Source organism: Bradyrhizobium liaoningense (assembly GCF_018130955.1).
Lineage (GTDB): Bacteria > Pseudomonadota > Alphaproteobacteria > Rhizobiales > Xanthobacteraceae > Bradyrhizobium > Bradyrhizobium liaoningense_C.
Map to the genome: position 1 here is coordinate 22,446 of NZ_JAFCJM010000052.1, position 24,255 is coordinate 46,700.

Consider the following 24,255-nt stretch of genomic DNA (forward strand, 5'->3'; position numbering starts at 1 on the left):
TGACGCGAACCGGTGTCCACTTCGCTGGAAAACGCTCTGCTGATCACGCCGTCTTCACACCCGCCACGACACCGCTCGGTTCCTCGCTGAGCCAGCGATAGACCACGCCGCCGAGCGCGCCGCCGATCAATGGCGCCAGCCAGAACAGCCAGAGCTGCGCCAGCGCCCAGCCGCCGACGAACAGCGCGGGCCCCGTGCTGCGCGCCGGGTTCACCGAGGTGTTGGTGACGGGGATGCTGACGAGGTGGATCATCACCAGCGCGAGCCCGATCGCGAGCGGCGCGAAGCCTGCGGGCGCGCGGCCGTGGGTCGCGCCCATGATGATGAACAGGAACATCATGGTCATCGCCACCTCGGTGAGGAAGCAGACCACCATGCCGTACTGGCCGGGCGAGTGCGCGCCATAGCCGTTCGACGCAAAGCCCTTTGTCACGTCGAATCCCGGCGCCCCGCTCGCGATCACATAGAGCAGCGCCGCCGCAACGATCGCCCCGATCACCTGTGCGACCACATAGGGCAGGATCTGGCCGCTCGGGAAACGTCCGCCGGCGGCGAGCCCGACCGTGACGGCCGGATTGAGATGGCAGCCGGAGATATGGCCGATCGCATAGGCCATGGTGACCACGCTGAGCCCGAACGCCAGGGAGACGCCGACCAGGCCGATACCGACCTGTGGAAAGCCGGCCGCGATGACGGCACTGCCGCAGCCTGCGAAAGTCAGCCAGAACGTGCCGATGGCCTCGGCAGCATATTTCTTCATATCCATGTGGCGTCTCCCCTGATTCCAAAGGTTTCCGGATCGATCTCCGGGAACGGCCCCGTTCCTGGCGCCAAATCTCCCAAATCGGGGCTGCACAGGGGTATTTTCGCCCCATTTAATGGCTGAACTTGGCCCGAAATGCCGCTTGGCAGGTGGACATCCCAGGTTTTGTCTGATACATCCGCGCGCTCAAGGTTAAGGGCTTGCGCGTTTCGCCATCCCCTTTGCTTTACCAGAATTCAAATCCGATCCACTGAAGAGGATGCCGCGTGCAGGTTCTCGTTCGCGATAACAATGTCGATCAAGCCCTCAAGGCGCTGAAGAAGAAGATGCAGCGCGAGGGTATTTTCCGCGAGATGAAGCTCCGCGGTCACTACGAAAAGCCCTCCGAGAAGAAGGCCCGCGAAAAGGCCGAAGCCGTGCGCCGCGCGCGCAAGCTGGCCCGCAAGAAGCTGCAGCGCGAAGGCCTGCTGCCGATGAAGCCGAAGCCCGTGTTCGGCGCCGGCCCCGGCGGTGACCGTGGCGCTGGTGGCCGTGGCGGCCCGGGTGCCGGTCCGCGCGGACCGCGCTAAAGTTTGCTGAATTTGCAAGACTGAGTTTTCGATGACGCGGGCCCTGGGCCCGCGTTATTATTTTATGGCGGTGCCTGCCAAAGGGATGGGGCACTACAGATGCGGCTCCAGCGCGAGCGAACCCCTAGATGGCGACCCCTCTCCCTGAGCGTGATCCGGCATGGCACCAAGCTTGGCGCCGACCTTGGTGCCGTTCGGTCACGCTCGCACTGACCGCGCTCGCGCTCACCGGCTGCTCGTTCGACCTCGGCTCGCTGATGCCGGAGAAGGAGAAGCCGCAGGACGCGCCCAAGGCCGCCGCCGCGGCCGAGACCGCCGTCAGCCCGGCCAGCGTCACCGAGGCGCAGACGCACGCCGCGCGCGGCCAGACGCTGGCAAAATCCGGACAGACCGCGGAAGCGCTGGAAGAGTTCAATCGCGCCGTCGCGCTCGATCCCTACAACGCGCAGGCGCTCTACGGCCGCGCGCTGATCTACCAGGCCAGCAACCAGCACGAATTCGCGATTGCGGATTTCAGCGCCGCGAGCGGCCTCAATCCGCAAAAGGCCGAGCCGCTGCTCGGCCGCGCCACCAGCTATCTGGCGATCGGCAAGGTCAAGGAAGCCGCCTCAGACCTGGACGAAGCATCCGAGGCCGATCCGCACAATGCGCAGGTCTGGACGACACGCGGCCTCGCCTATGAGCGCCTCGGCGACAAGGCCAAGGCGGCGGCGTCCTACTCCAAGGCTGTCGGCTTGCGCCCACGCGATGACGCCGCACGCAGCGGGCTCGTCCGCGTCGGCGGCTAAAAACCGAACGCGTCGGTCGATCAGTTCGGCGTGACGTTCTTCGGCAGGACCGCGTTGAACATCGACTTGACGCCCGACAGCATCTCGTCGGCCACGTTGGTCTTGGGCTTTGACACGGGGTTGGGCATCGAGCCCGCCGCGTCGGCGCGCAGGTCGAGCGGCGGCGCAAGCACCGGAACCGGAATATCGGCCGGCGGCGTCAACCGGTTGGCGTCATCGCTGCCGACCGATGCCGTGTAGGGCGGGTTCGCAGGTGACGATGCATAGGGCTCGGATGCCGGCGTCGACACCGTGATCGGCGGCGGCAACGGGCGCACGACCTGCGGAGCTGTCGTCACGACGCGCGGGGATTCCTGAACGCGGGCCGCTTCCTGCGGCGCCGCCTCGACGGGCTTCTCAGCCGATTTGCCCTCGGGAGATTTGCGCAGGCGCTCGATCGCGGCGCGCGCGAGGTCGTTGGCATCCTGGTTTGCCGGCGCGGCGGCGGTTGCCGCATTGGCCTCACCCGCGGGAGCGGCGGATGCGGGCGCGGAGACAACCGGTGCCGGGCTGGACGCCGGACTGGACTTGGCGACGGTCTTGGGGGCCGGCTGCCGGCCACGGGGTGCGGCCGGAGTTTCGTCCGCAGCCTTGGCCTCGGCGGGCTGATCCGCTGCCTTTTCCGCGGGCTTGTCGGCGGCGGGCTTGTCGGCAGCAGGCTTGTCGGCGGGGGCCTTGTCGGCCACGGGCTTGTCCATCACCGACTTCTCGGAGATGCCCTTGGCCTTGATTCCGGGCGCTGGCAGGTTGGCGACGTCGGTCGGCTTGCCGTTCTTGGTCTGGGCGGGCGCAACCGCAGCGGCAGGGGTGTCGGGCGCCGGCTTCGCGTTGATGTAGTGATTGACGATATAGGCCCCGATGATCGTTGCGAGCACCGAAGGGAAGATATCCATCGAGATCTTGGTGAGGTATTTCAGCATTCCGGCCACTCCCCGCGCAAGCTGATGCGGGAACTTTGAGGCAATAGTAAGGGGTCAACTGCGACAGATCGATGGCAATTCTTACCGGGTTACGGCTTCAGCTCGATCTCAAGGAATACGATCTCGGTTGAGGTTTCGTTAAGTACGTCGTGTTCGACCCCCGCCTTACGAAAATAGGACTTGCCGGCCGCCAGCTGGGCCTTGGACCGCTCGCCATTGGGCGCCACGATGGTCATTTCCCCCGCTGTGACGGGAACAATCACATAGTCCATGCCGTGAGTGTGATGGCCGGTGGCACTGCCGGGCGCCAGCCGCCACTCCGTGACCCGGACCTCTGATGTGTCGACCTGAACTTCGGACTTGGCGGCGAGCATCAGATTCTCCTACGGCATGATCCGGAAAAGTGTGCAGCGGTTTTCCGGAAAGATCATGCCCAAACAATAACCTGAAGCGCGATGCGCTTCAGGGCACGAACACCATGAACACGTAGACGGCAAATACCACCAGATGGACCAGTCCGAACAGGACGTTGGTCCGGCCCGTGCCGAAGGTCAGCATGCTCAAAAAGAAGGTCAGCAGCAGCAGCACGGTGTTTTGGGGGTTGAGGCCCAGCACCAGCGGCTGGTCGAGCATGTAGGTCGCGATCCCGACCGCGGGGATGGTCAAGCCGATGGTGGCAAGCGAAGAGCCCAGAGCCAGGTTGATGCTCTTCTGCAGGTCGTTCTTGCGCGCGGCTGCGACGGCGGAGACGCCTTCGGGCATCAGGATCAGGAGCGCAACCACGAGGCCGGCAAAGGCGGGCGGCGCGCCGATCATGGCCGCGACGGCATCAACCACCAGCGAGAACTTTTTGGCGAGCAGGACCACGGCCCCAAGCGAGATCAGCAGGAGCACGATGCTGACCGCCAGCATCTTTCCCGACAGATGGGCTGCGCCGCCCTTGCCGTCATCAGCGTCGTTTACGAAGTAGTCCCGGTGCAGCACCATCTGGGTGTAGAGGAACACGCCGTAGAGCACGATCGTCACCAGGTCGACGAAACCGAGCTGGAGCGCCGAAAAGACCGGCCCCGGCGTGGTCAGCGTGTAGTTCGGCATGATCAACGTCATGGTCGCCAGCACGAACAGGACGCTGAGATAAACGTTGGCGCCGGAGACCTGAAAGCCCTGCTCGCGATAGCGCAGGCCCCCGATCAGGACGCAGAGGCCGACAAGGCCGTTGCAGACGATCATCACCACCGCGAACACGGTGTCGCGCGCGAGCTCCGGCGCCGGCTTGTCGCCCAGCATGATCGTGGTGATCAGCGCGACCTCGATGATGGTCACCGCGAGCGTCAATAGCAGCGTCCCGTAGGGCTCGCCGATCCGCTCCGCGATCACCTCGGAGTGATGCACCGCCGCGAACACCGTGCCGAACAGGATCACCAGCAGGACGACCGCAAAGACGACCCCGCCGGCCGACACGGTGAAGCCGTAGCCCGTCGCGGTGACGATCAGGAACAGCAGCACGGCGAGTGCGGGAAAGATCCAGGACGACCGCGGCATCGGTCCGTGTGAGCTCATGTCGGCAATTTCCTTCGAACGCGCCCTGACCGATTATGCGCGAGAAGATCGCGCCCGTCAGCCCTCAGTTGCCGTCGATGAAACGTCGCGCCGCCTCGATGGCGCCAAAGCCGTCGAGATCATTGTGCCCGCCCCGGTCAATGCGGACGAACCGTTTCGGCTCGCGGGCGAGCGTGAACAGGCGCTCTCCGAACGCGATTGGAATGGTCTGGTCCAGTGCGCCATGCATGATCAGGAGCGGCGCCGTGACACTTGCGATGCGCTCGTCCGAGTGAAAACGGTCGCGCATCAGAAGGCGGACCGGAACGAACCGGAAGTGCGAGGCAGCGACGTCGACGAGCGACGTATAGGGTGCCTCGAGGATGAGCCGTCCAATCGGATGCTCGGACGCGAGCGCGACCGCAACGCCGGTCCCGAGCGAGAAACCCCAGAGAACGAGGCGCTGGGGCTCGTAGCGCGCCGCGGCGAATGAATACGCGGCCGCGCCGTCGCGCAGCAGGCCGTCTTCGGTCGGCGCACCGCTCGAGCCCGCATAGCCGCGATAGGACAGCGCGACGAGCCCCGTGCCGTCAGCGGTGATGCGCCTGAAGCGGCCGGAAAGCCCGGCAAGAGAATCGCCGTTGCCGTGGAAGAACAGGATCACGGGACGGCCGGGTTTTGGTGGCAGGTGCCAGACGATGACTTTCTCACCGTCGGACGTGGTCAACACATGCTCTTCCGCCCCGGACAAGCCCGCAGCGGCGGGCGCCGTGCGCTCAGCGGTCGGGATCGGAAACAGCATGGCGCGCTGTTTGACATAGAGCAGGAGAAGACCGGCGAGATAGCCGGCCGCAAGGATGATGGCGATCCACTTCAGGACTGTCATCGCTTCGCGGCCACTCCGGAATTCAGGATTTGCGGCGGCTCTTGCGCAATTTCAGGACGTCGGCGCGGATGCTCTCGGAAATCTCGCGGCAGGCGCACGCGGACGCATGTGCCGCGTGCCAAGATATGCGTTGCGCCCGCGTCGCCGCCTTGGACAAAGAATTGGGCGGCATGGGATTGGACCGGTGCCATTCCTTGTGGATGGCCACGGTCCGTTTCCCTTCGCGCCTTACATCGCCTTGACGATGTTCTCGGTCACCTTCTTGGCGTCGCCGAGCAGCATCATGGTGTTGTCGCGGTAGAACAAGGGATTGTCGATACCGGCGTAACCCGAGGCCAGCGAGCGCTTGATGAACATCACGGTGCCGGCCTTCCAGACCTGGAGCACGGGCATGCCGTAGATCGGCGAGGTCTTGTCCTCTTCGGCGGCCGGGTTGGTGACGTCGTTGGCGCCGATCACGAAGGCGATGTCGGCCTGCGCGAATTCGGAGTTGATGTCCTCGAGCTCGAACACCTCGTCATAGGGCACGTTGGCTTCGGCCAAGAGCACGTTCATGTGGCCGGGCATGCGGCCCGCGACCGGGTGGATGGCGTACTTCACCTCGACGCCTTCCTTCTTCAGCATGTCGGCCATTTCGCGCAGCGCGTGCTGGGCCTGCGCCACCGCCATGCCGTAGCCGGGCACGATGATGACCTTGGAGGCGTTCTTCATGATGAAGGCCGCGTCATCAGCCGAGCCGAGCTTTGCCGGCTTCTGCTCGCCGGTACCGCCGCCGGCAGCACCCGTTTCACCGCCAAAGCCGCCGAGGATGACCGAGATGAAAGACCGGTTCATCGCGTGGCACATGATGTAGGACAGGATCGCGCCCGACGAACCCACCAGCGCGCCGGTGATGATCAGCGCGGAGTTGCCGAGCGTGAAGCCGATGCCGGCGGCCGCCCAGCCCGAATAGGAGTTCAGCATCGAGATCACGACCGGCATGTCGGCGCCGCCGATCGGGATGATCATGAGCACGCCGAGCGCCAGCGCCAGGATGACGATCATCCAGAAGTCGAACGCGCCGCCGGAGATCACGAGCCTGACGATGAAGAAGACCAGCGCGACAGCGATCGCGATGTTGATGATGTGGCGGAACGGCAGGATGATCGGCGCACCGCTCATCCGTGCGGACAGCTTCAGGAACGCGATCACGGAGCCGGTGAAGGTCAGCGCGCCGATGGCAACGCCGAGCGACATTTCCACGAGGCTCTGGGCATGGATGTGGCCGGGCGTGCCGATGTCGAACGCTTCGGGCGCGTAGAACGCGCCGGCGGCGACCAGCACCGCGGCCATGCCGACCAGCGAGTGGAAGGCGGCGACCAGTTCCGGCATCGAGGTCATGGGGACGCGGCGCGCGATGACCGCACCGATCGCAGCACCGATGGCGATGCCGACGATGACGAGCACCCAGGCGAGAGCGTCAGCCGGCGGATGGTTGGCAAGCGTGGTCGCGACCGCGATCGCCATGCCGATCATGCCGAACAGATTGCCCTGGCGCGACGAGGCCGGGCTCGACAATCCCCGCAGCGACAGGATGAACAGCACCCCCGCCACGAGATACAACAATGCAGAGAGATTGGCGTTCATCTCAGGTCCCCATCTGTCCCTTCAGCCCGAGGTGGCCGCTTACTTCGACTTCTTCTTGTACATCGCCAGCATGCGCTGGGTGACAAGGAAGCCGCCAAAAATGTTCACGCAGGCGAAGATCAGCGCGACGAAGCCGAAGGCGCGTGCCCAGCCCGAGCCGCTCGACACGTTCGCGACGCCGCCGGCGAGCAGCGCACCGACCACGATCACCGAGGAGATCGCGTTGGTGACCGACATCAGCGGCGTGTGCAGCGCGGGGGTCACCGACCACACCACGAAATAGCCGACGAAAACGGCCAGCACGAAAATCGACAGCCGAAACACGAAGGGATCGACGACCTGTGCAGCATGCTCCATGACGGATCTCCTTAAGGCTTCGGCTGGAAGTTCGGGTGGACGACGGCGCCGTCCTTGGTGAGCGCGGTGGCCTTCACGAGCTCGTCGTCCCAGTTGACGGCAAGCTTCTTCTCCTTCTTGTCGACCATGGTCTCGATGAAGGAGAACAGGTTGCGCGCGTAGAGGCCGGAGGCGGACGCGGCGACGCGGCCGGCGACGTTGGTGTAGCCGACGATCTTGATGCCATCGGTCTCGACGACTTCGCCGGGCTTGGCGCCCTCGACATTGCCGCCACGCTCGACGGCGAGATCGACCAGCACCGAGCCGGGCTTCATCGACTTGACCATCTCGGCCGAAACAAGCTTCGGTGCCGGCCGGCCCGGGATCAGCGCGGTGGTGATCACGATGTCCTGCTTCTTGATGTGCTCGGCGGTGAGCGCGGCCTGCTTGGCCTGGTACTCCTTGGACATCTCCTTGGCGTAGCCGCCCGCGGTCTGCGCGTTCTTGAACTCCTCGTCCTCGACGGCGAGGAATTTTGCGCCGAGCGATTCCACCTGCTCCTTGGTGGCGGGACGCACGTCGGTCGCGGTGACGATGGCACCAAGACGGCGCGCGGTCGCGATCGCCTGGAGACCGGCGACGCCGACGCCCATCACGAACACCTTTGCGGCGGGAACGGTGCCTGCGGCAGTCATCATCATCGGGAAGGCGCGGCCGAAGGCTTCGGCGCCCTCGATCACCGCGCGGTAGCCCGCGAGGTTGGCCTGCGAGGACAGCACGTCCATCACCTGCGCGCGCGTGATGCGCGGCATCAGTTCCATCGCGAAGGCGGCAATGCCGGCATCCGCCATTGTCTTCAGAGCGGCCTCATTGCCATAGGGATCCATGATGGCGATGACGAGCGCGCCGCGCTTGTATCGGCCAAGCTCGGAGGCTTCGGGACGCTTCACCTTGATGATGATGTCGGCGTCCTTCAGCGCGTCGGCGCTGACGGTGGCGCCTGCCGCGGTGAACTCGGAATCCGGCAGGCCCGACTTGATGCCGGCGCCCGGCTCAACGGCGATCTCGGCGCCCAGCGCCTTGAATTTCTTCACCGTATCCGGCGAAGCGGCGACCCTCGGCTCCGACGGGTCGATTTCCTTGGCAACGGCAATCTTCATGAGGCCTCCGGCGACGCGGGACAGCGCACGCAAGCGAACTTAGCGTTACTCCCGCAACGTTGGATACCGGTTTTGCGACCGGCTTGGATGCAAATTTTCTGAGCAGCCGCCGGCGCTGGCGGATGCAGCCGACGATGGTCAGGTCAGGAAGATCGCCATCAGGATCACGATGAGCGCTACCGAGGCCGAGCCCCATTTCACCAGCTTGATGAAGCCCTCATAGGTCTGCTCGTGCGCAACGTAGTCGTTGCCGTCGGCGGTGGTGTACGCCACTTCGCTATGGTCAGCCATGTTTCGTCCCCAGTCGAAAGTCTAATCCTCGCGTGCCTTACCGCAAACAATTCGGCAGGGCAACGGCGCAACTGCCCAGTTTTCCCGCAAATCGGGTCATTTGGAATCCCAATTGTCGCGGATCCAGCGGGTCAGGCTTTGTTCGCTACGCCCGCCCTACCCCTGATCCGGCCCAATAACCGGGTCAGCCGTGATCGCGGGAGGCTGGACGACCTGCCACCCGAGGGCCCGGCGCACTTTGTCGATCGTCTCCTCGCCCGGTTGGGTGAACCGAGCCGTCCGCGGCGCGATGCCGGGGCCGACGGCCACGGGATGATCGCCATGGAGGAACCCGTGGGTCATGTGGAAGCCGAGCGCGCGGTAGACCTCGAACTGCTCCTCCGAGAAGAACTGATCGCCGGTGGTCTCGTGCGGGAAGGTGTCGTTGCGCCGCGCATAGTCGCGGATGTAGTCGTTCTCGTCGCCGGTCAGCGATGACTTGATGTAGACGAGATAGCCCGTCTGATCGCAGCCATAGTCGATGGTGCCGATCGCGACGTGAACGTGGTCCTTCTCTGCATCGTCGTCGGATTTGTCCGCCGACGCTTCCGCAGCCTTCTTGCCGGCGTTCAGCGCCATGATCGCGCGCGTGCGGTCGCGAATCTGCGTCCAGGGCAGGTCGATCCGGATGCCGAGATCGATGCGGGCGTAGCGCTGCAGCGTCATCAGCGAGCCGAAATTCATCGACGCGTCGGCTTCCGCGTCGACCGCGACGATCACCTTGCAGCGCCGGCGCAACAGTTCGTAGGCGCCGAGATTTTCGATGTGGCCGCCGTCGGTGAGATAGACCGCGTCCGCATTCTCGTAGAGCCGGCCGGTGATCTCCGCCCAGAGATACAGCGTCGAGCGGTGCTGCGGCCGCGTCAGATCGTCGACATATTGCGGATTCTTCAGCCAGTAGCCGAGCCGCACGTTGAGCAGCGCCAGCGTCGGCGTCAGCGGCTTGATCGAGTTCGCCCCCATGTTGGAGGAGGCGGCGGCGCCCGAGATCGCCATCGCGGTCGCAAGGTCGAGGCCGGTTTCCTTGCGCTCGAGTTTGGCGGTGTCGCAATAGCCGGTTGCCTCGCTGCCGGTCCACACCGGCGAGAACAGGAAGAAATCCGCATTGCGGCCGCGCCGGTTGGCGTAATCCGAGCCCTGGATGTTGAGGGCGGCATTGATCAGATGATAGGGCGCTGCCAGGCGATAGTTGTTGGCGCCGTCATCGTCCGCCGTTCGCGGACAGAGCTGGCTGAGCTTCAGATCGAGCTCCGGAAAATCGCGACCCTGATCGATGCTGGGGACGTCCTTGGCCACGCGCCGCTTCGGCATCTCCGGCATGAACAGGAACGCCTTGCTCAGCCGGTCGCGATAGAGCCGGTGCAACGAATTGGCGTTCGGCCGCATCAGCCACGACACGATGAACAGGACGACCGCGATGATGACATAGAGCAGCACCATCGGCAGGTTGATGTTGTTGGATATCCTGTAATAGCCGAGCAGTGTCATGGACCAGCGATCGGGGTTGGGATCGCCCAGCAGTTTCGCCGCCGCCAGCAGCCAGCCGGGAATGTGCGAGGCCGCGGTCACCTTGGGTACCTCGTCCGCCGGCGCGGCTTCCTTGCTGGCGATATCCGCCGAGAGCGTCTTGGCTTGCGAATCGAACTGGATCTTGCCGGACAGTTGCGGAACGCTCTCGACCGGCCGCAACATCGGAGCCGCGCTCCAACTGCTGACGTCGCATTGCCGGCTGTAGGCGCCGACCACCTTGTCGTTCGCGATGCCCCAGAAGCAGAGATAGAGGTAGCCGATCCAGATCAGCAGCGGCAGCGCGAGGCCTGCGATCCACACCGCCGCCTTGGCCACATAGGCGAGGATACGCGAGGTGAGATCGGAGGCACCGGCACCCTTGAGGAGATCGCCGAATTGCTGCCGGAACAGCGTCACGATCGCAGCGATCGGCGCCGTGATGACAGCGAGCGACTTGATCCAGCCGACCACGACCCCGGCGACGAGCCCGGCCGACTGGTCGGTGCCGCCGTCCTCGGCGACGCCGAACATCTGCGCGATCATGAACGGCTGGAATTCGAAGAAGGCGATGGCGCCGACCAGCACCAGATAGGTCGCCCCCATGGTCGGCAGATGGCTGCGGAACTCCTGCAAATGATCGTCGGGCAGGCACGACCGCCACAGCGCCCACAGCAGGAACAGGAGGAGCCCCAGGAGACCCGAGGAGAGTGTGAGCGCGAAATGCGCCACGGGGAGATAATGGGCGATGTTGCAGATCACGCCCATGACCACGGCGATGCCGGCGAGATAGGCGAACAGCTCACGCCGGTTGACCGGCGAGACGACGCGATGGATCAAACCGGCAATGAAGACGATCAGCGCTACCACGATCCCGGACAGGGTGAAGCCGAGCGTCTTGAGCGTCTCGTGATTGCCGAGGAACGAGAAGATCTGGCCGTCGCGGACCGCGACCCCGAATAAATTCGGCGCGTAGAGGCACGAACGCGCCGGGTTCGAGAAGATCGTGATCGCCGCGAGCAGCAGCACGACCGGCAGCGCGAAGCCGATATTGGCGACGAGCCCGCGGACCACGATCGCGATGCCGGTGATGAGGTCGCGCCCCCCGGCCGGGATCAGATAGTTGGAATAATTCCTGATGTGGCCGACCGCCGGCGTGTCGCTGATCTCGCTGGCCCGCACCTTTTGTCCGGGAACCGGCTTCTCGCCGAAGGCGAATCTCGAGGCCGCGGTCATGGTCGCGCTCAGCGAGCTGCCGATATAGCCACCGCCGGAGACCGTCGACAGATAGTCGATGCGCTTGATCAGATCGTGATGATTGAGCGCCTGAAGCACGCCGAGACAAAGCGCCGACGAACGGATGCCGCCGCCGGACAGCGCGAGGCCAACCACATCGACCATCTTTCCGCCGGCCGGCGCCAGCTGTGTGAACGGCTTGTCCGCATCCACAGGCGTATCGGTGCGATCGAGCCCGTCGGCCAGGCGGAGGGCTTCCAATGCGGCCCGGCGGCTGTTGACGGCTTCGAACTCGGTGTCGACGATGCGGCTGAATTGCGCGTCCCAGCTCGTCTCGTCATTGGCGGCCGGCAAATTCGGCTCGAAGAGCGGCGCCTGCGGACGGTCTCCATCGCTGGCCATCATTTGCCTCCCCAGCCGGGACTGAAATGATCTCAATCAAAAATTGTATTAGTGAATATAGGTGCCGTACAGGGTTAGTCTTGGCCCTGGCGCGAACGTTCAATGCCGGCGATCAGGATCTCGAGGCCGGTCTCGAAAGTCGCCTGGAAATGCGCGGGCTGAAAATACGGCGCGGCCGCCGCCAGATGCTTGAATTGGGCGGCGATCGTCTCGTTTGACACCGGTTCCGCCGAGGACGGGCCCTTGGCGTAGCCGGCGGTCTCGTCGAGCGCGGCACCGGTGAGGTAGTAGCCGATCTCGCGAAAATATGTCGCAGCCTCGCGATCGGAGAAGCCGGCCTCGCGCAAGATGCCGATGATCCCGTCGATATAGGCGACGCCCGCTTGCGTGTTGAGCCGGTGCACGGCGAAGAACGGAAAGAACGCGGGATGCTTGAGCGCCATGGCGCGGAAGCCATGGGCGGCGCGGCGCAGGCGCTCGCGCCAATCCCATTGCGGCTCCATCGCGACCCGCCCCTCGGCCAGCATCAGGTCGATCAGCGCATCCATCAGGTGCGCCTTGCTCGGAAAGTGATGGTAGATGCTCATCGCCTCGCAGCCGAGCTCGTCGCCGAGCCGGCGCGTCGAGAGTGCGGCGAGCCCCTCGCGATCGACCAGCGCCATGGCCGCCGCGGCGATCCGCTCGCGCGACAGGGACAGGCCCCGCCCCCGTTCGCCGGCGGCGCTGCGCTTGCGCGGGGCGGCGGGGCTGGTTTTCCGGGTGCTTGCTTTTCTGGCCATGCGCTCAAGTCCAATTCCACTTGCAACCTTACACTGGAAGGCTGTATTGTGAAGCCAGGCTTACGCCGTAAGGTTGGAGCGATGCGATGTCGGCGATCGATCTGTTCGGCCTGCTGGTGCCCGTGACCTATCTGGTGATGCTCGGAATCGAGAGCCTCGTCCCGGCGCGGCAGTTTCCGGCGATACCCTATTGGCGGCTCAAGGGCTTCGGCTTCCTGACGGTGCAGGGCCTGATCGCAACGCTCACCCCGCTGGTCATTCCCGAACCCTGGCTGGAGCGGCACCGGCTGATCGACCTGACCGGCCTCGGCGTGATCTGGGGCGCGGCGCTAGGGTACGTCGTGCTGTCGCTCGTCAACTATGTCTGGCACCGCAGCGCGCACACCTTTCCGGTGATGTGGCGCCTGTTCCACCAGATCCATCACAGCCCGCAGCGCATGGACATGTCGGGTGCCGCGCTGTTTCACCCGTTCGAGACGATCGCGTTCTTCTCGATCGCGACGGTGCTAACGACGCTGGTGCTCGGGCTCGATCCGGTGGCTGCGGCTGCGACCGGCTACATCGCCGCCTTCTACGGCTATTTCCAGCACATGAACGTCCGCACGGCGCAATGGCTCGGCTATGTCATCCAGCGGCCGGAGGCGCATTGCGTTCATCATCAGCGCGACGTGCACGCCTACAATTACGGCGACCTGCCGATCTGGGACATGCTGCTCGGCACCTTCCGCAATCCGGCAAGTTTTGAAGGCGCCGTCGGTTTCGACAAGCCCGCCACGGACCGCCTCAGTGCGATGCTCGCCTTCGCCGACGTCAACGCGGATGCCGCCGGGCCGAACAACCTCGGCCGCGGCGCAAGCCAGACGAGCTGAGCGGCGCGCCGCTTCAGCCCATCGCCTCCAGCTCGTCGATCATGCCGGCGATGACGGACAGGCCGCCGTCCCAGAATTTGGGATCCTTGGCGTCCAGCCCGAACGGACACAGCAGCTCGGAATAATGCTTGGTGCCGCCGGCAGCGAGCATGTCGAGATAGCGCTCGGCAAAACCTTCAGCAGCATTCTCGTAGACCGCATAGAGCGAGTTCACGAGACAATCGCCGAAGGCATAGGCGTAGACGTAGAAGGGCGAATGGATGAAGTGCGGGATGTACATCCAGTAGCTCTCGTAACCCGCCTTGATCTCGATTGCCGGCCCCAGGCTCTCGCCCTGCACCGACAGCCAGATCTCGCCGATGCGCTCGGCGGTGAGCTCGCCGTTCTTGCGCTCGGTGTGGACGGCGCGCTCGAAGGAATAGAACGCGATCTGCCGCACCACGGTGTTGATCATGTCCTCGACCTTGCCCGCGAGCAGCGCCTGCCGCTGCTTTGCGTTCCTGGTCTGGGCCAGGAGCCGCTTGAAGGTCAGCATCTCGCCGAACACGCTCGCGGTCTCGGCCAGCGTCAGCGGCGTCGGCGCCATGAGCGCGCCGTTCTTCGCCGCCAGCACCTGGTGCACGCCATGGCCGAGCTCGTGGGCAAGCGTCATCACGTCGCGCGGCTTGCCCTGATAGTTCATCAGCACATAGGGGTGCGCCGACGGCGTGGTCGGATGCGAGAACGCGCCCGGCGCCTTGCCCGGCCGCACCGGCGCGTCGATCCAGCGATCGGTGAAGAAGCGCTCGGCGATATCGGCCATCTTTGGCGAGAAGCCACGATAGGCCGTCAGCACCATGTTCCTGGCCTCAGGCCAGGCAATGGTGTCGGTCGCCGCAAACGGCAGCGGCGCGTTGCGGTCCCAATAAGCGAGCCGCTTCTTGCCGAACCATTTTGCCTTCAGTCCGTAATAGCGGTGCGAGAGTTTTGGATAGGCCGCGCGCACGGAGGCGACCAGCGCGTCCACGACCTCGCGCTCGACGCGGTTGTTCAGATGCCGGGAATCCGCGACGTCCTTGAAACCGCGCCAGCGGTCGGAGATGTCCTTGTCCTTGGCAAGCGTATTGGTGATCAGCGCAAAGGTGCGCTCATTGGCCTTGAAGGTCTTGGCCAGCGCTTCGGCCGCAGCCTTGCGCCTGGCGCCGTCGCGGTCCTGCAAGAAGTTGAGCGTCGGTTCGATCGCGAGCTCCTTGGCGCCGACCTTGAAGCGCAGGCTCGATATGGTCTGGTCGAACAGCCGGTTGAAGGCGGAATAGCCGGTCTGTGCCTTCTCCAGAAAAAGCTGCTCGAGCTTGTCCTCGAGCTGATACGGCTTCTCCTTGCGCAGATCCTCGATCCAGGGACGATAATGAGCGAGCTCGGATGCCTGCATCGCGCGCGCCAGAAGATCGTCGTCGATGCGGTTGAGCTCGAGCGCGAAGAACAGCAGATGGGTGGACGCTTCCGTCAGCCGTTCCGACACGTCACCGTAAAACTTCGAGATCGTGGGACTGACGCTGTCGCCGGCATGGACGAGGCCGGCATAGGAGCCGAGCCTGCCGGCGAGATCGTCGATCGCCTCATAGCGTCGCACGGCCTCGGCAAGCCATTTTCCGCCATCTTCGCCTGCACTACCTGTCGCGAGCTTGCCCTTGTAGTCCGTCTCAAACGCGACGCAATCGGCGGCCATCTTTTCCAGGTCGCGCGCCACTTCCGGCGCGTCGATGCCGGAATAAAGGTCGGCGAGATTCCACTCCGGAAGCTTGCCGGTCTTGCTCGCGGGCTTGCTTGACGACTTAGCTGCAGACTTGGCTATCGATTTGGACTTTGCCTTGGCGACGGTTTTTTTGGTGTTCGGTTTGCGGAGAGCGGAAGTGGAGCGCGGAGACATCGTGCGAAAAACCTGTGTTCAACGATCGCAATGGTGGGGATCGCAATGGGACGGGCCGGCAAGGTTTAAGAGTGCGTTAATCGGCATGGGCGAGAGTGCCCCGATTCGAGACAGATAGTTGTAGCGTGCGGGGAACACCATGGCTGCCAGTATTTTGATTGCGGACGACGACGCTGTACAGCGCCGGCTCGTCGAGAACATGGTGCAAAAATGCGGCTATGAGACGATCGTCGTCGACTCCGGCGACGCCGCGCTTGCCGCCCTCACCGCCCCGGACGCATCGGCCATCGACGCCGTGGTGCTCGATCTCGTGATGCCCGGCCTCGACGGCATGGGCGTGCTGGCAAAAATCCGCGAAGCGGGCCTCAACGTCCCCGTCATCGTGCAGACCGCGCATGGCGGTATCGACAATGTGATCTCGGCGATGCGCGCCGGCGCGGCGGATTTCGTGGTCAAGCCGGTCGGCATGGAGCGGCTCCAGGTTTCCTTGCGCAACGCGCTCAACACGTCCGCGCTCAAAGGCGAATTGCAGCGCATCCGTCACAGCCGCGAGGGGCGGCTGAGCTTCTCCGACATCATCACCCGCGCCGAGGCGATGGCAGGCGTGATGCGCTCGGCGCAGAAGGCGGCGAATTCGTCGATCCCCGTACTGATCGAAGGCGAGTCCGGCGTCGGCAAGGAAATGTTCGCGCGCGCCATCCATGGCAGCGGCGAGCGCAAGTCAAAACCGTTCGTCGCGGTCAATTGCGGTGCGATCCCGGACAATCTCGTGGAATCGATCCTGTTCGGCCATGAGAAGGGCGCCTTCACCGGCGCGACCGAGCGCCACATGGGCAAGTTCGTCGAGGCGCATGGCGGCACGCTGTTCCTGGACGAGGTCAGCGAGCTGCCGCTGACCGCGCAGGTGAAACTGCTGCGCGCGCTTCAGGAAGGCGCGGTCGAGGCCGTCGGCGGCCGCAAGCCGGTCAAGGTCGATGTCCGCATCGTCTCTGCGACCAATCGCAAATTGCTGGAGCGGGTGAAGCAGGGTCACTTCCGCGAGGACCTGTTCTACCGCCTCCATGTGCTGCCGCTGACCATCCCGCCGCTGCGGGCGCGGCGTGAGGACATTCCGCATCTGCTTCGTCATTTCCTGGCGCGCTTTGCCGCGGAGGAGAACCGCGCGATCGGCAGCGTCAGCGGCGAGGCCATGGCGCATCTGGCGCAGCTCGACTGGCCCGGCAACATCCGCCAACTCGAGAACGCGGTGTACCGCGCGGTCGTCATGAGCGACGGCGACCAGCTCGAGCTGGCCGACTTCCCGCTGCTGTCGGCCCATCCCCACGAGACGACGGACATCCCCACCGCGCCGCTGATCCTCGAGCCGATGGCCGCGCCGACAGTGCCCGCCATGGTACCGGGTAATGAAATACCGATTGCGCCACTGCCTGCGGCGGGCTCGCTTTCCATGCTGACCAACACCGGAGATGTACGGCCGCTGGAAGAGATGGAGAACGAGATCATCCGTTTCGCGATCTCGCATTATCGCGGGCAGATGTCGGAAGTCGCACGCCGCCTCAAAATCGGCCGCTCCACGCTCTACCGAAAACTGGACGAAGCCGGCGTGCCCGGACATGGCGGCAAAAACGGCGAGGAGACGCACTGAACCGCACGCCTCACGTCCTTGGGCACGGCGTTCTGTTTATGGCCTAAATCAGGCACAAGTCCTTCGCATTGCGGAGGATTTGAACCGTGTCCCGGAAGTGACAGACAGAGGGAAAAGCGCGTGGCAAAAGCGCACAATCCGTTGCAAAACGGCTAGCCTGAAGTCAGTTTGTCGTGAGTTGTCCCGGGTGCCGCTGGCTGCAAAAACGGGGCCTGTATATCGTCTGCGTAGAGAATCGTTGCGTGCAGGCGTGCAACTTTCGAGAAGCCGGCGCGGTTAGCCGAAGCTGATAGACGATAACAAAGCTGTTCCATGAGGGACAGTTCACCCGAGGGGTGCGACACAATGCGAGACTGTTTGAACCACCGTGCAGGCTTTGACCGCGTGCTGATGACGGTCGCGGCGACCTTCCTCACGGTGTCGGCGTCGTCTGCCCTGGCTCAGGACCAGGCGCGCAGCAGCGCCGCCGAACTCGCGATCGAAGCCGCGATCCCGCGCCCCGAACCCGCCAACGTTCCGCCGCCGACCGCGGCCGACATCAAGCTCGACACCACGGCCACCGTGCAGGAGCCCGCCAAGGACTCCGCGAAAGCTGAAGCAGCGCCTGCGCCCACGCAGGTCGAGAGCAAGCCCGCCGACGTCGCCACCACGCCTCCCGCCACCACGCCTTCCGCCACCACGCCTGCCGCCGATGCACCGAAGGCCGACACGGCCGCGGCGCCCGCGACCCCGGCCGCGCCTGCCGCCGCAGCTACTCCGGCCGAACCGCCGAAGGACGTCGCCAAGGAGCCGGCCGCCGAGCCCGTGAAGGCTGCAAGCAACGTTCCGGCCGCCGATCAGCCGGTTGCCGACAAGATCAAGGACGCACTGGGCGCAAAGACCTCGCGCTATTTCGACCGCAAGAACGAGCGCGCCGCCGTCGAGAAGTTTTACGGCGCCCGCGAATTCGCGCCGGTCTGGACCCAGGGCGGCAGCCTCACCGCCTCGGCCAAGGGCGTGATCGCGCGGCTGAAGGACGCCGCCTCCGAGGGCCTCAACCCGACCGACTATCCGGTGCCGGATTTCGCCGCCGCCACCTCGCCCGATGCGCTGGCCGAGGCCGAGCTCAAGCTCACGGCCAGCATGCTCGACTATGCACGCCAGGCGCAGAGCGGCCGGATGCACTACTCGCAGGTCAGCGCGGACATCCTCTATCCGGAACACCCGACCGATCCGAACGACGTGCTCGCGAAGGTCACGACCGCAAAGGACGCTTCCGCCGCACTCGACGCCTACAACCCGCCGCACAAGCTCTACAAGGAATTGAAAGCGAAGCTCGCGCAATTGCGCGGCCAGGGCGAAGGCCCGGTGATCGAGATCGCCGACGGCCCGGCGCTGAAATACACGCCCGCCAAGGGCAAGAAGCAGCCGGAAGTCGTCGTGGAAGATCCGCGCGTGCCGCAGCTTCGCACCAAGCTCGGCATCGCCGAGAATCCCGCCGACACCCGCTATGATGCCACCGTCGCCGAAGCCGTCCGCAAATTCCAGGACGGCGCCGAGATGAAGGCGACCGGCATCCTCGACGACAAGACGGTCAAGGCGCTGAACAGCCCGAAGCGCGACAAGCAGATCGACACCGTGCTGGTGAACATGGAGCGCTGGCGCTGGCTGCCGCGCGACCTCGGCACGCCGACGCTCGGCGACGCCTATGTGATCCTCAACATTCCCGACTTCACGCTGAAGGTGATGCAGCGCGGACAGCAGGTCTGGACGACGCGCGTGGTCACCGGCAAGCCAGGCAGCCACGCCACGCCGATGCTGACCGAGACGATGAAGTACATCACGGTCAACCCGACCTGGAACGTGCCGCCGTCGATCGTCTACAACGAATATCTGCCGGCGCTGCAGCAGGATCCGACCGTGCTCCAGCGCATGGGCCTGCGGCTCGAACAGAATCGCGACGGTTCGGTGCACATCTCGCAGCCGCCGGGTGAAGCCAACGCGCTCGGCCGCATCCGCTTCAACTTCCCGAACAAGTTCCTGGTCTATCAGCACGACACCCCGGACAAGCATCTCTTCGCCAGGGAAGAGCGCGCCTTCAGCCATGGCTGCATGCGCGTGCAATATCCGGATCAGTACGCCTCCGTGCTGCTGAACATCGCCCTGCCGAACGAGAAGTACACGCCGGAACGCGTGCGCAGCATGTACGGCACGAGCGAGGTCGACCTGAAATTCCCGACCCCGATCCCGGTCAACATCACCTACCAGACCGCCTTCGTTGACGACGGCGGCAAGTTGCAACTCCGCAAGGACATCTATGGCCGCGACGCCGCGATGATCGCGCTGATGAAGAACGGCCGCGGCAAGGATCTGGAGAACATGGTCGCCCGCGCCCAGCCGAGCTATGCGCGCCCGGCGACGACGCTGCCCTCGGGCGTCGCCTTCGCCAACAATGGCGGCTCCTCCGGCCCGTCCTTCTTCGAGCGGCTGTTCGGGCCGCCGACCCCGCCCCCGGCCCCGGTTGGCCGCCGGCCGCAGCGCGTCTTCACCCGCTAAGCCCTCTGGCTTGCGGCGCCAAAACGAAAATTCTTCAATGAAATCAGCGATCCCGTCCCCCGACGGGATCGTTTAACGTTAACCATTCTCCACCTGCACCGCAGCAGCCGGCCTTTTTTCGCCACACTCGGCCGGTTAGGTCTGTATTCTGACTTGGTAAGGACTTGGGTTGTTAAGGGCTTGGGGGCGGGACGGTTAAATCAAGTTTTAACCATCTCGCTTTAAGAAAGCGTTCATCCTCTTTCGCGCGCTAGCGGGGTTGGCGGGAGAGTCCATTTTGAACGCTCGTCGACTGGGTGGGCTCATTTCGTGCTGACTGGATTCGCACGCCAATTCGCTGCGTTGTCGTTGTCCCATGCGGGAGTCAGGGCCGGTTCCCGGATCGGCCTGACCTCGCTGCTGTTGCTTGCGGGCGCAGGATCGGTTCATGACGCGACCGCGCGGAACGAGACCCGCACGCTCTCCTTCCACCACACCCATTCCGGCGAAGACCTCACCGTCACCTTCAAGCGCGACGGCCGCTACGACGAAGCCGCGCTGAAGCAGCTCAATCACTTCCTGCGCGACTGGCGCAACCAGGACGAGACGGTCATGGACCGTCACCTCTTCGACATCCTCTGGGAAGTCTATCGCGACGTCGACGGCAAGCAGCCGATCCAGATCATCTCCTCCTACCGCTCCCCCGCCACCAACGCCATGCTCCGCCGCCGCTCCTCGGGCGTGGCGCGCCACAGCCAGCACATGCTGGGGCATGCGATGGACTTCTTCATCCCGGGCGTGCCGCTGGAGCAGATCCGCTACGCCGGCCTGCGCCTGCAGCGCGGCGGCGTCGGCTTCTACCCGACCTCCGGCTCGCCCTTCGTGCATCTCGATACCGGCAGCATCCGGCACTGGCCGCGCATGACGCACGACCAGCTCGCAAAGGTATTCCCGGACGGACGCACGGTGCATCAGTCCACCAGCGGCCCGATGAAGGGCTATGAGCTCGCCCGAGCCGACATCGAGCGGCGCGGCAATGGCGATGACGCCGCGACCATCAAGACGCCGAACTTCCTGGCCGCGCTGTTCAAGGGCAAGTCGGCCGCGCCAGCCGACGAGGACGACGAGGGCGCACCCGCCGCAACCGCCAAGCCGGCCACCCCGATCGTGGTTGCAGCCAAGCCGGCTGAGAAGCCGGCCGACCTCGTGCCGGTGCCGCGCGCGAAGCCGCAGGTCGCCGCATCACTGCAGCTCGCCTCCGCTGACGCGCAGATCGTTGCCCCGCCAAAGGCCAAGTCCGCTCCGGTCGCCGAGAAGACGGCTGAGGCAAAACCGCAGACGCCGGCCGACATCATCAATGCCCGCGGCTTCTGGGATACGCCCACGACGCCGCAGCAGGCCACGCCGGCCCAGGTCGCCGCCCTCAGGGCGCGCCAGGCCGTCGCCTCCGCCACCGACCCGCAGCCGACGTCGAGCGTTTCAGCCGCCTATCAGGCGCTGGCCTATGCGCCGGCCGCCGCCTCGCCGGTCGACCGCGCCAACGTCGTTGCCGCCTCCGCGCCGATCCCGCGCGCGCCCCGTCCGGCCGCGGCAACCCGCGGCCTCGCGCCGGCGACCGAGATCAACACCGTCGTCGCCAAAGGCGGCCAGGGCATGATCTCGACCTCGGCCCGGCTTTCCGCCGCCAAGGGCGAGAGCATGTGGCTCAAGATCGTGATGCTGGCCCCGAGCGCGAGCCGCGCGATGTCGGTGACGCTGATGGGCGACGTCGACATGGGCGCGATGCGCGCCTATTTCGTCAAGCCGCAGGCCGTGATCGCGATGGGCTTCACGGACGATCCGATGCAGGGCATGTCCTGCGACAGCTTCTCGGGCACCGCCACCGCAAAGCTCGAGACGACGTCCTTCGTCGTCCGCACCGCCGCGCTGCGCTGACGGCTCATCGGCTCGGAAGGCTCGGAAGGCTCGCGCCAGATCAGGTCGGCAAGCCAGCCTTGAGAAGCCCTGTCTCGTGGCGCTGACGGTCCCCTTCGCGCTTGTAGTGCTGGGTGGCAAGGTAGACGGCCGCCGAAAATCCCGGCTCACGCTTGAGAACCTCCGTCGCGTGAGCGCCAGCCGCGACCGCGTTGCCCATCTGCGCGAAAACCGCCGCGAGGAAGGCGTGATGGGTGTAGTCGGGCCGGGATATCCGTGAAAAGGCTTCAGCGGCTTCGGCGTACTTCTCGGCGCAGTAATAGGCGCGGCCAAGATGATTCCAGAACCGCTCCGGGTGATACGGATTGAGCCGCATCGCCTTCTTGATCCAGTCGATCCCTTCCTCCGGCCGGCCAAGCCAGGTCAGGAGTTCGCCCTGTTGCACGACGACGAGGTCGTAGTTCGGGTTGAGTGCGAGCGCCCGCTCCTGATGATACGCGGCCTTGTCATGGTCCTCGCGGTTCAGGTTGAGCGCGGCGAGGATGCGGTGGACGTCGGCATCATTATCGTCGAGCGCCAGCGCGATCTCCAGCTCGGAAGCGACCTGCTGGAACGTGGCGTCGCGATCCGCGCACCAGCCGTAGACCCAGGTCTGGCCGAGGACGCAGGCCTTCCAGGCGTGAGCGTGCCCATAATTCGCGTCGAGCGCGAGCGCCCGGTCGAGCAGAATCTGCGCCTGCGCATTGTCTTCGCGATTGGAGCGGTGGTGCAACAGCTTGGCGGCCAGCACGCATTCATAGGCGACCATATTGTCGGTCTGCTTGCGCTTCGCCCGGTCATGGCTGGCTGCCTCGACCCGGCCCGGCAATGTCGCGACGATCGCGCGGGTCATCTCGTCCTGGATGGCGAAGATGTCCTTTAGCTCGCCATCATAGCGTTCGGCCCAGATGTGCCGGTCGGTCTCTGCATCGATCAATTGCACGGTGACCCGAACGCGATCGCCGACCTTTCGCACGCTGCCCTCGATGACGTAGTCAACGCCGAATTCGCGACCGACCTCCTGCACTTTGACGGCCTTGCCCTTGTAGACGAAGGTCGAGTTGCGGGAGATGACCAGCAGATCGTGGAAACGCGAGAGCTCGGTGATGATGTCTTCGGTCAGACCGTCTGCAAAGAACTCCTGCTCCGGATCGCCGCTCATATTGGCAAACGGCAGCACTGCGATGGACGGCTTCTTCGACTTGGCCGCCGCCTTCGCGGCGCCCTTGTCGCCGTCTGGAGCGCTTGCCGGCTCCTCCCCCAGTCGAATCCGGTAGACGCGAATTGGACGGGCGATGTTCTTGACGTGTTGCTCGCCGATATCCTCGAATGCAACGCCGTCAAGGCGCTGACCGAGTTGGTCGCGCACCGCACTCGAGATACAAATTCCTCCAGGCTCGGCCAGCGACTCCAGCCGAGCCGCGACGTTGACGCCGTCACCAAAAATATCGTTCTGGTCGACGATCACGTCGCCCAGATTGATGCCGACGCGGAATTGGATCCATCGCGGCGGCGGAACGTCGGCATTGCGTCGCCCCATCCGGCTCTGAACCTCGGCTGCGCACAGCACCGCGTCGACGACGCTGTGGAATTCGACGAGCATGCCGTCGCCCGTCGTCTTGATGATGCGGCCGCGATTCTTGGCGATGGCGGGATCGATGAGCTCGATCCGGTGGGTCTTGAGACGCGCGAGGGTCCCCTCCTCGTCGACCTCCATGAGCCGACTAAAGCCGACCATGTCAGCGGCGAGGACCGCAGCAAGCCTGCGCTCTGGACCCGGCACATCCATTGCTCGGTCCCTTCACCGGGCAGTCTAGCAGACCAGCGGATTTTGCCCAAGCTTGCCGCGCGGCGACTGCGGACTCGGCCAGGTTCCTTGCAGCCGTCCGGGTGCCGCGCAAGGACAGGTCACTGTCAGTCCGCATCACAACTACGGCCTGTACGCGCTATCTCCCGACGTTGCGATCAAGATGATACGTTAGAGCCAACGACAGGCAGATCGACAGCGGACGCTTCGGCAGCGCGCCGGAGACGTTCAGCAGCACGGCCCTGTTTTGCCGGTACGCGAAGTCATCGGGGAAGCGCTCGCGAAACGTCGCGACCAGCGTCGTCCGGCAATTGAACAGGACCGCCGCATGCGTCTCGGAATCCTTGACGCGGCCGAGCCTGATCGTGCTGCCGCTGCCTGTCTCCTCGGTCAGGTAGGCGGGCTCGCCCCATTTCAGGGTTTCGGTCAGCCGGCCGACCTCTTCATGCGCGCTGGCGGTCGCAAAGATCACCTCGCGCACGGCGAGCAGCCGCCGGCGGATCGGCACCGGGAAGGCCTCGAAGGCACGGCCCACCTCACGCGGCAGCGGCGGCGCAGGCACGATCTCTCCGTTCACAAACGAAGTGCAACACGCCCGATTTGTAGATGGGGTAACGGGCCCCCTCGGCCTTCCAACCAAGCCGCGCTAGCTACGGCGCGATTTGGTGGCGCGCGTCGC

General features: G+C 64.9%; 20 protein-coding genes. 6 read left to right on the forward strand and 14 right to left on the reverse strand.

What is annotated here, in order from left to right:
• Positions 1-43: 43 nt before the first annotated feature.
• Positions 44-766, reverse strand: coding sequence for an aquaporin Z (aqpZ, locus tag JQ632_RS29970; protein ID WP_212406249.1), 723 nt, complete (start codon positions 764-766; stop codon positions 44-46).
• A gap of 263 nt (positions 767-1,029) precedes the next feature.
• Between aqpZ and rpsU the strand changes: the two genes are divergently transcribed.
• The gene (gene rpsU, locus JQ632_RS29975; RefSeq protein WP_212406250.1) at positions 1,030-1,332 is read left to right on the forward strand and encodes a 30S ribosomal protein S21; all 303 of its coding nucleotides are present in this window, start codon (positions 1,030-1,032) and stop codon (positions 1,330-1,332) included.
• Positions 1,333-1,460: 128 nt separating this feature from the next.
• Complete coding sequence (locus JQ632_RS29980) at positions 1,461-2,120, forward strand: tetratricopeptide repeat protein (protein WP_212406251.1); 660 nt, start codon at positions 1,461-1,463, stop codon at positions 2,118-2,120.
• Between the two features lie 20 nt (positions 2,121-2,140).
• On the opposite strand, the gene JQ632_RS29985 is transcribed toward JQ632_RS29980, so the two are convergent.
• The 10 genes from JQ632_RS29985 to JQ632_RS30030 all read right to left on the reverse strand — a co-directional run bounded on the left by JQ632_RS29985 (position 2,141) and on the right by JQ632_RS30030 (position 12,879).
• Positions 2,141-3,079: a hypothetical protein gene (locus JQ632_RS29985; protein ID WP_212406252.1), complete on the reverse strand. Its 939-nt coding sequence runs from the start codon at positions 3,077-3,079 to the stop codon at positions 2,141-2,143.
• 89 nt (positions 3,080-3,168) lie between these two features.
• Positions 3,169-3,453: a cupin domain-containing protein gene (locus JQ632_RS29990; protein ID WP_212406253.1), complete on the reverse strand. Its 285-nt coding sequence runs from the start codon at positions 3,451-3,453 to the stop codon at positions 3,169-3,171.
• 88 nt (positions 3,454-3,541) lie between these two features.
• The gene (locus JQ632_RS29995; protein ID WP_212406254.1) at positions 3,542-4,639 is read right to left on the reverse strand and encodes a calcium:proton antiporter; all 1,098 of its coding nucleotides are present in this window, start codon (positions 4,637-4,639) and stop codon (positions 3,542-3,544) included.
• Positions 4,640-4,703: 64 nt separating this feature from the next.
• On the reverse strand, positions 4,704-5,504 hold the full coding sequence (locus JQ632_RS30000; protein ID WP_212406255.1) for an alpha/beta hydrolase: 801 nt from the start codon (positions 5,502-5,504) through the stop codon (positions 4,704-4,706).
• 228 nt (positions 5,505-5,732) lie between these two features.
• Entirely contained in the window at positions 5,733-7,130 is a 1,398-nt protein-coding gene (locus tag JQ632_RS30005; RefSeq protein WP_212406256.1) for an NAD(P)(+) transhydrogenase (Re/Si-specific) subunit beta, read from the reverse strand.
• 39 nt (positions 7,131-7,169) lie between these two features.
• Positions 7,170-7,487, reverse strand: coding sequence for a proton-translocating transhydrogenase family protein (locus JQ632_RS30010; protein WP_011089862.1), 318 nt, complete (start codon positions 7,485-7,487; stop codon positions 7,170-7,172).
• A gap of 11 nt (positions 7,488-7,498) precedes the next feature.
• On the reverse strand, positions 7,499-8,626 hold the full coding sequence (locus JQ632_RS30015) for a Re/Si-specific NAD(P)(+) transhydrogenase subunit alpha (protein WP_212406257.1): 1,128 nt from the start codon (positions 8,624-8,626) through the stop codon (positions 7,499-7,501).
• A gap of 138 nt (positions 8,627-8,764) precedes the next feature.
• A complete protein-coding gene (locus JQ632_RS30020; protein WP_212406258.1) occupies positions 8,765-8,917 on the reverse strand; it encodes an aa3-type cytochrome c oxidase subunit IV in 153 nt (50 codons plus the stop codon).
• 156 nt (positions 8,918-9,073) lie between these two features.
• Positions 9,074-12,100: a patatin-like phospholipase family protein gene (locus tag JQ632_RS30025; protein WP_212406259.1), complete on the reverse strand. Its 3,027-nt coding sequence runs from the start codon at positions 12,098-12,100 to the stop codon at positions 9,074-9,076.
• Positions 12,101-12,174: 74 nt separating this feature from the next.
• Complete coding sequence (locus JQ632_RS30030) at positions 12,175-12,879, reverse strand: TetR/AcrR family transcriptional regulator (protein WP_212406260.1); 705 nt, start codon at positions 12,877-12,879, stop codon at positions 12,175-12,177.
• Between the two features lie 86 nt (positions 12,880-12,965).
• Here JQ632_RS30030 and JQ632_RS30035 point away from each other — a divergent pair, with 86 nt between their 5' ends.
• Positions 12,966-13,748: a sterol desaturase family protein gene (locus JQ632_RS30035; protein ID WP_212406261.1), complete on the forward strand. Its 783-nt coding sequence runs from the start codon at positions 12,966-12,968 to the stop codon at positions 13,746-13,748.
• 13 nt (positions 13,749-13,761) lie between these two features.
• Here the strand turns inward: JQ632_RS30035 and JQ632_RS30040 are convergent, their stop codons facing one another.
• Positions 13,762-15,657 carry a M3 family oligoendopeptidase gene (locus tag JQ632_RS30040; RefSeq protein ID WP_212406262.1) on the reverse strand — a complete coding sequence of 632 codons (1,896 nt, stop codon included), beginning with the start codon at positions 15,655-15,657 and terminating at the stop codon, positions 13,762-13,764.
• Positions 15,658-15,796: 139 nt separating this feature from the next.
• Here JQ632_RS30040 and JQ632_RS30045 point away from each other — a divergent pair, with 139 nt between their 5' ends.
• The 3 genes from JQ632_RS30045 (at position 15,797) to JQ632_RS30055 (ending at position 21,751) form a co-directional block, all read left to right on the forward strand.
• Positions 15,797-17,302 carry a sigma-54 dependent transcriptional regulator gene (locus JQ632_RS30045; protein ID WP_212406263.1) on the forward strand — a complete coding sequence of 502 codons (1,506 nt, stop codon included), beginning with the start codon at positions 15,797-15,799 and terminating at the stop codon, positions 17,300-17,302.
• Between the two features lie 345 nt (positions 17,303-17,647).
• Positions 17,648-19,837 carry a murein L,D-transpeptidase gene (locus tag JQ632_RS30050; RefSeq protein ID WP_212406264.1) on the forward strand — a complete coding sequence of 730 codons (2,190 nt, stop codon included), beginning with the start codon at positions 17,648-17,650 and terminating at the stop codon, positions 19,835-19,837.
• Positions 19,838-20,146: 309 nt separating this feature from the next.
• On the forward strand, positions 20,147-21,751 hold the full coding sequence (locus JQ632_RS30055; RefSeq protein ID WP_212406265.1) for a DUF882 domain-containing protein: 1,605 nt from the start codon (positions 20,147-20,149) through the stop codon (positions 21,749-21,751).
• Positions 21,752-21,791: 40 nt separating this feature from the next.
• On the opposite strand, the gene JQ632_RS30060 is transcribed toward JQ632_RS30055, so the two are convergent.
• Together JQ632_RS30060 and JQ632_RS30065 are read right to left on the reverse strand one after the other, a co-directional pair.
• Entirely contained in the window at positions 21,792-23,558 is a 1,767-nt protein-coding gene (locus JQ632_RS30060; protein WP_212406266.1) for an adenylate/guanylate cyclase domain-containing protein, read from the reverse strand.
• Between the two features lie 157 nt (positions 23,559-23,715).
• On the reverse strand, positions 23,716-24,138 hold the full coding sequence (locus tag JQ632_RS30065; protein ID WP_212406267.1) for a DUF1801 domain-containing protein: 423 nt from the start codon (positions 24,136-24,138) through the stop codon (positions 23,716-23,718).
• Positions 24,139-24,255: the final 117 nt, after the last annotated feature.

Excerpts from the sequence above, each read along its gene's own strand:
- JQ632_RS30025 (WP_212406259.1), bottom strand. The coding sequence starts at position 12,100 with ATGGCCAGCGATGGAGACCGTCCGCAGGCGCCGCTCTTCGAGCCGAAT.
- JQ632_RS30005 (WP_212406256.1), bottom strand. The coding sequence starts at position 7,130 with ATGAACGCCAATCTCTCTGCATTGTTGTATCTCGTGGCGGGGGTGCTG.
- JQ632_RS30050 (WP_212406264.1), top strand. The coding sequence starts at position 17,648 with ATGCGAGACTGTTTGAACCACCGTGCAGGCTTTGACCGCGTGCTGATG.
- JQ632_RS30020 (WP_212406258.1), bottom strand. The coding sequence starts at position 8,917 with ATGGCTGACCATAGCGAAGTGGCGTACACCACCGCCGACGGCAACGAC.
- JQ632_RS29980 (WP_212406251.1), top strand. The coding sequence starts at position 1,461 with ATGGCGACCCCTCTCCCTGAGCGTGATCCGGCATGGCACCAAGCTTGG.
- JQ632_RS30015 (WP_212406257.1), bottom strand. The coding sequence starts at position 8,626 with ATGAAGATTGCCGTTGCCAAGGAAATCGACCCGTCGGAGCCGAGGGTC.
- JQ632_RS29990 (WP_212406253.1), bottom strand. The coding sequence starts at position 3,453 with ATGCTCGCCGCCAAGTCCGAAGTTCAGGTCGACACATCAGAGGTCCGG.
- JQ632_RS30000 (WP_212406255.1), bottom strand. The coding sequence starts at position 5,504 with ATGACAGTCCTGAAGTGGATCGCCATCATCCTTGCGGCCGGCTATCTC.
- JQ632_RS30010 (WP_011089862.1), bottom strand. The coding sequence starts at position 7,487 with ATGGAGCATGCTGCACAGGTCGTCGATCCCTTCGTGTTTCGGCTGTCG.
- JQ632_RS30045 (WP_212406263.1), top strand. The coding sequence starts at position 15,797 with ATGGCTGCCAGTATTTTGATTGCGGACGACGACGCTGTACAGCGCCGG.
- JQ632_RS30040 (WP_212406262.1), bottom strand. The coding sequence starts at position 15,657 with ATGTCTCCGCGCTCCACTTCCGCTCTCCGCAAACCGAACACCAAAAAA.
- JQ632_RS30035 (WP_212406261.1), top strand. The coding sequence starts at position 12,966 with ATGTCGGCGATCGATCTGTTCGGCCTGCTGGTGCCCGTGACCTATCTG.
- JQ632_RS30030 (WP_212406260.1), bottom strand. The coding sequence starts at position 12,879 with ATGGCCAGAAAAGCAAGCACCCGGAAAACCAGCCCCGCCGCCCCGCGC.
- JQ632_RS30060 (WP_212406266.1), bottom strand. The coding sequence starts at position 23,558 with ATGGATGTGCCGGGTCCAGAGCGCAGGCTTGCTGCGGTCCTCGCCGCT.
- aqpZ (WP_212406249.1), bottom strand. The coding sequence starts at position 766 with ATGGATATGAAGAAATATGCTGCCGAGGCCATCGGCACGTTCTGGCTG.
- JQ632_RS29985 (WP_212406252.1), bottom strand. The coding sequence starts at position 3,079 with ATGCTGAAATACCTCACCAAGATCTCGATGGATATCTTCCCTTCGGTG.
- JQ632_RS29995 (WP_212406254.1), bottom strand. The coding sequence starts at position 4,639 with ATGAGCTCACACGGACCGATGCCGCGGTCGTCCTGGATCTTTCCCGCA.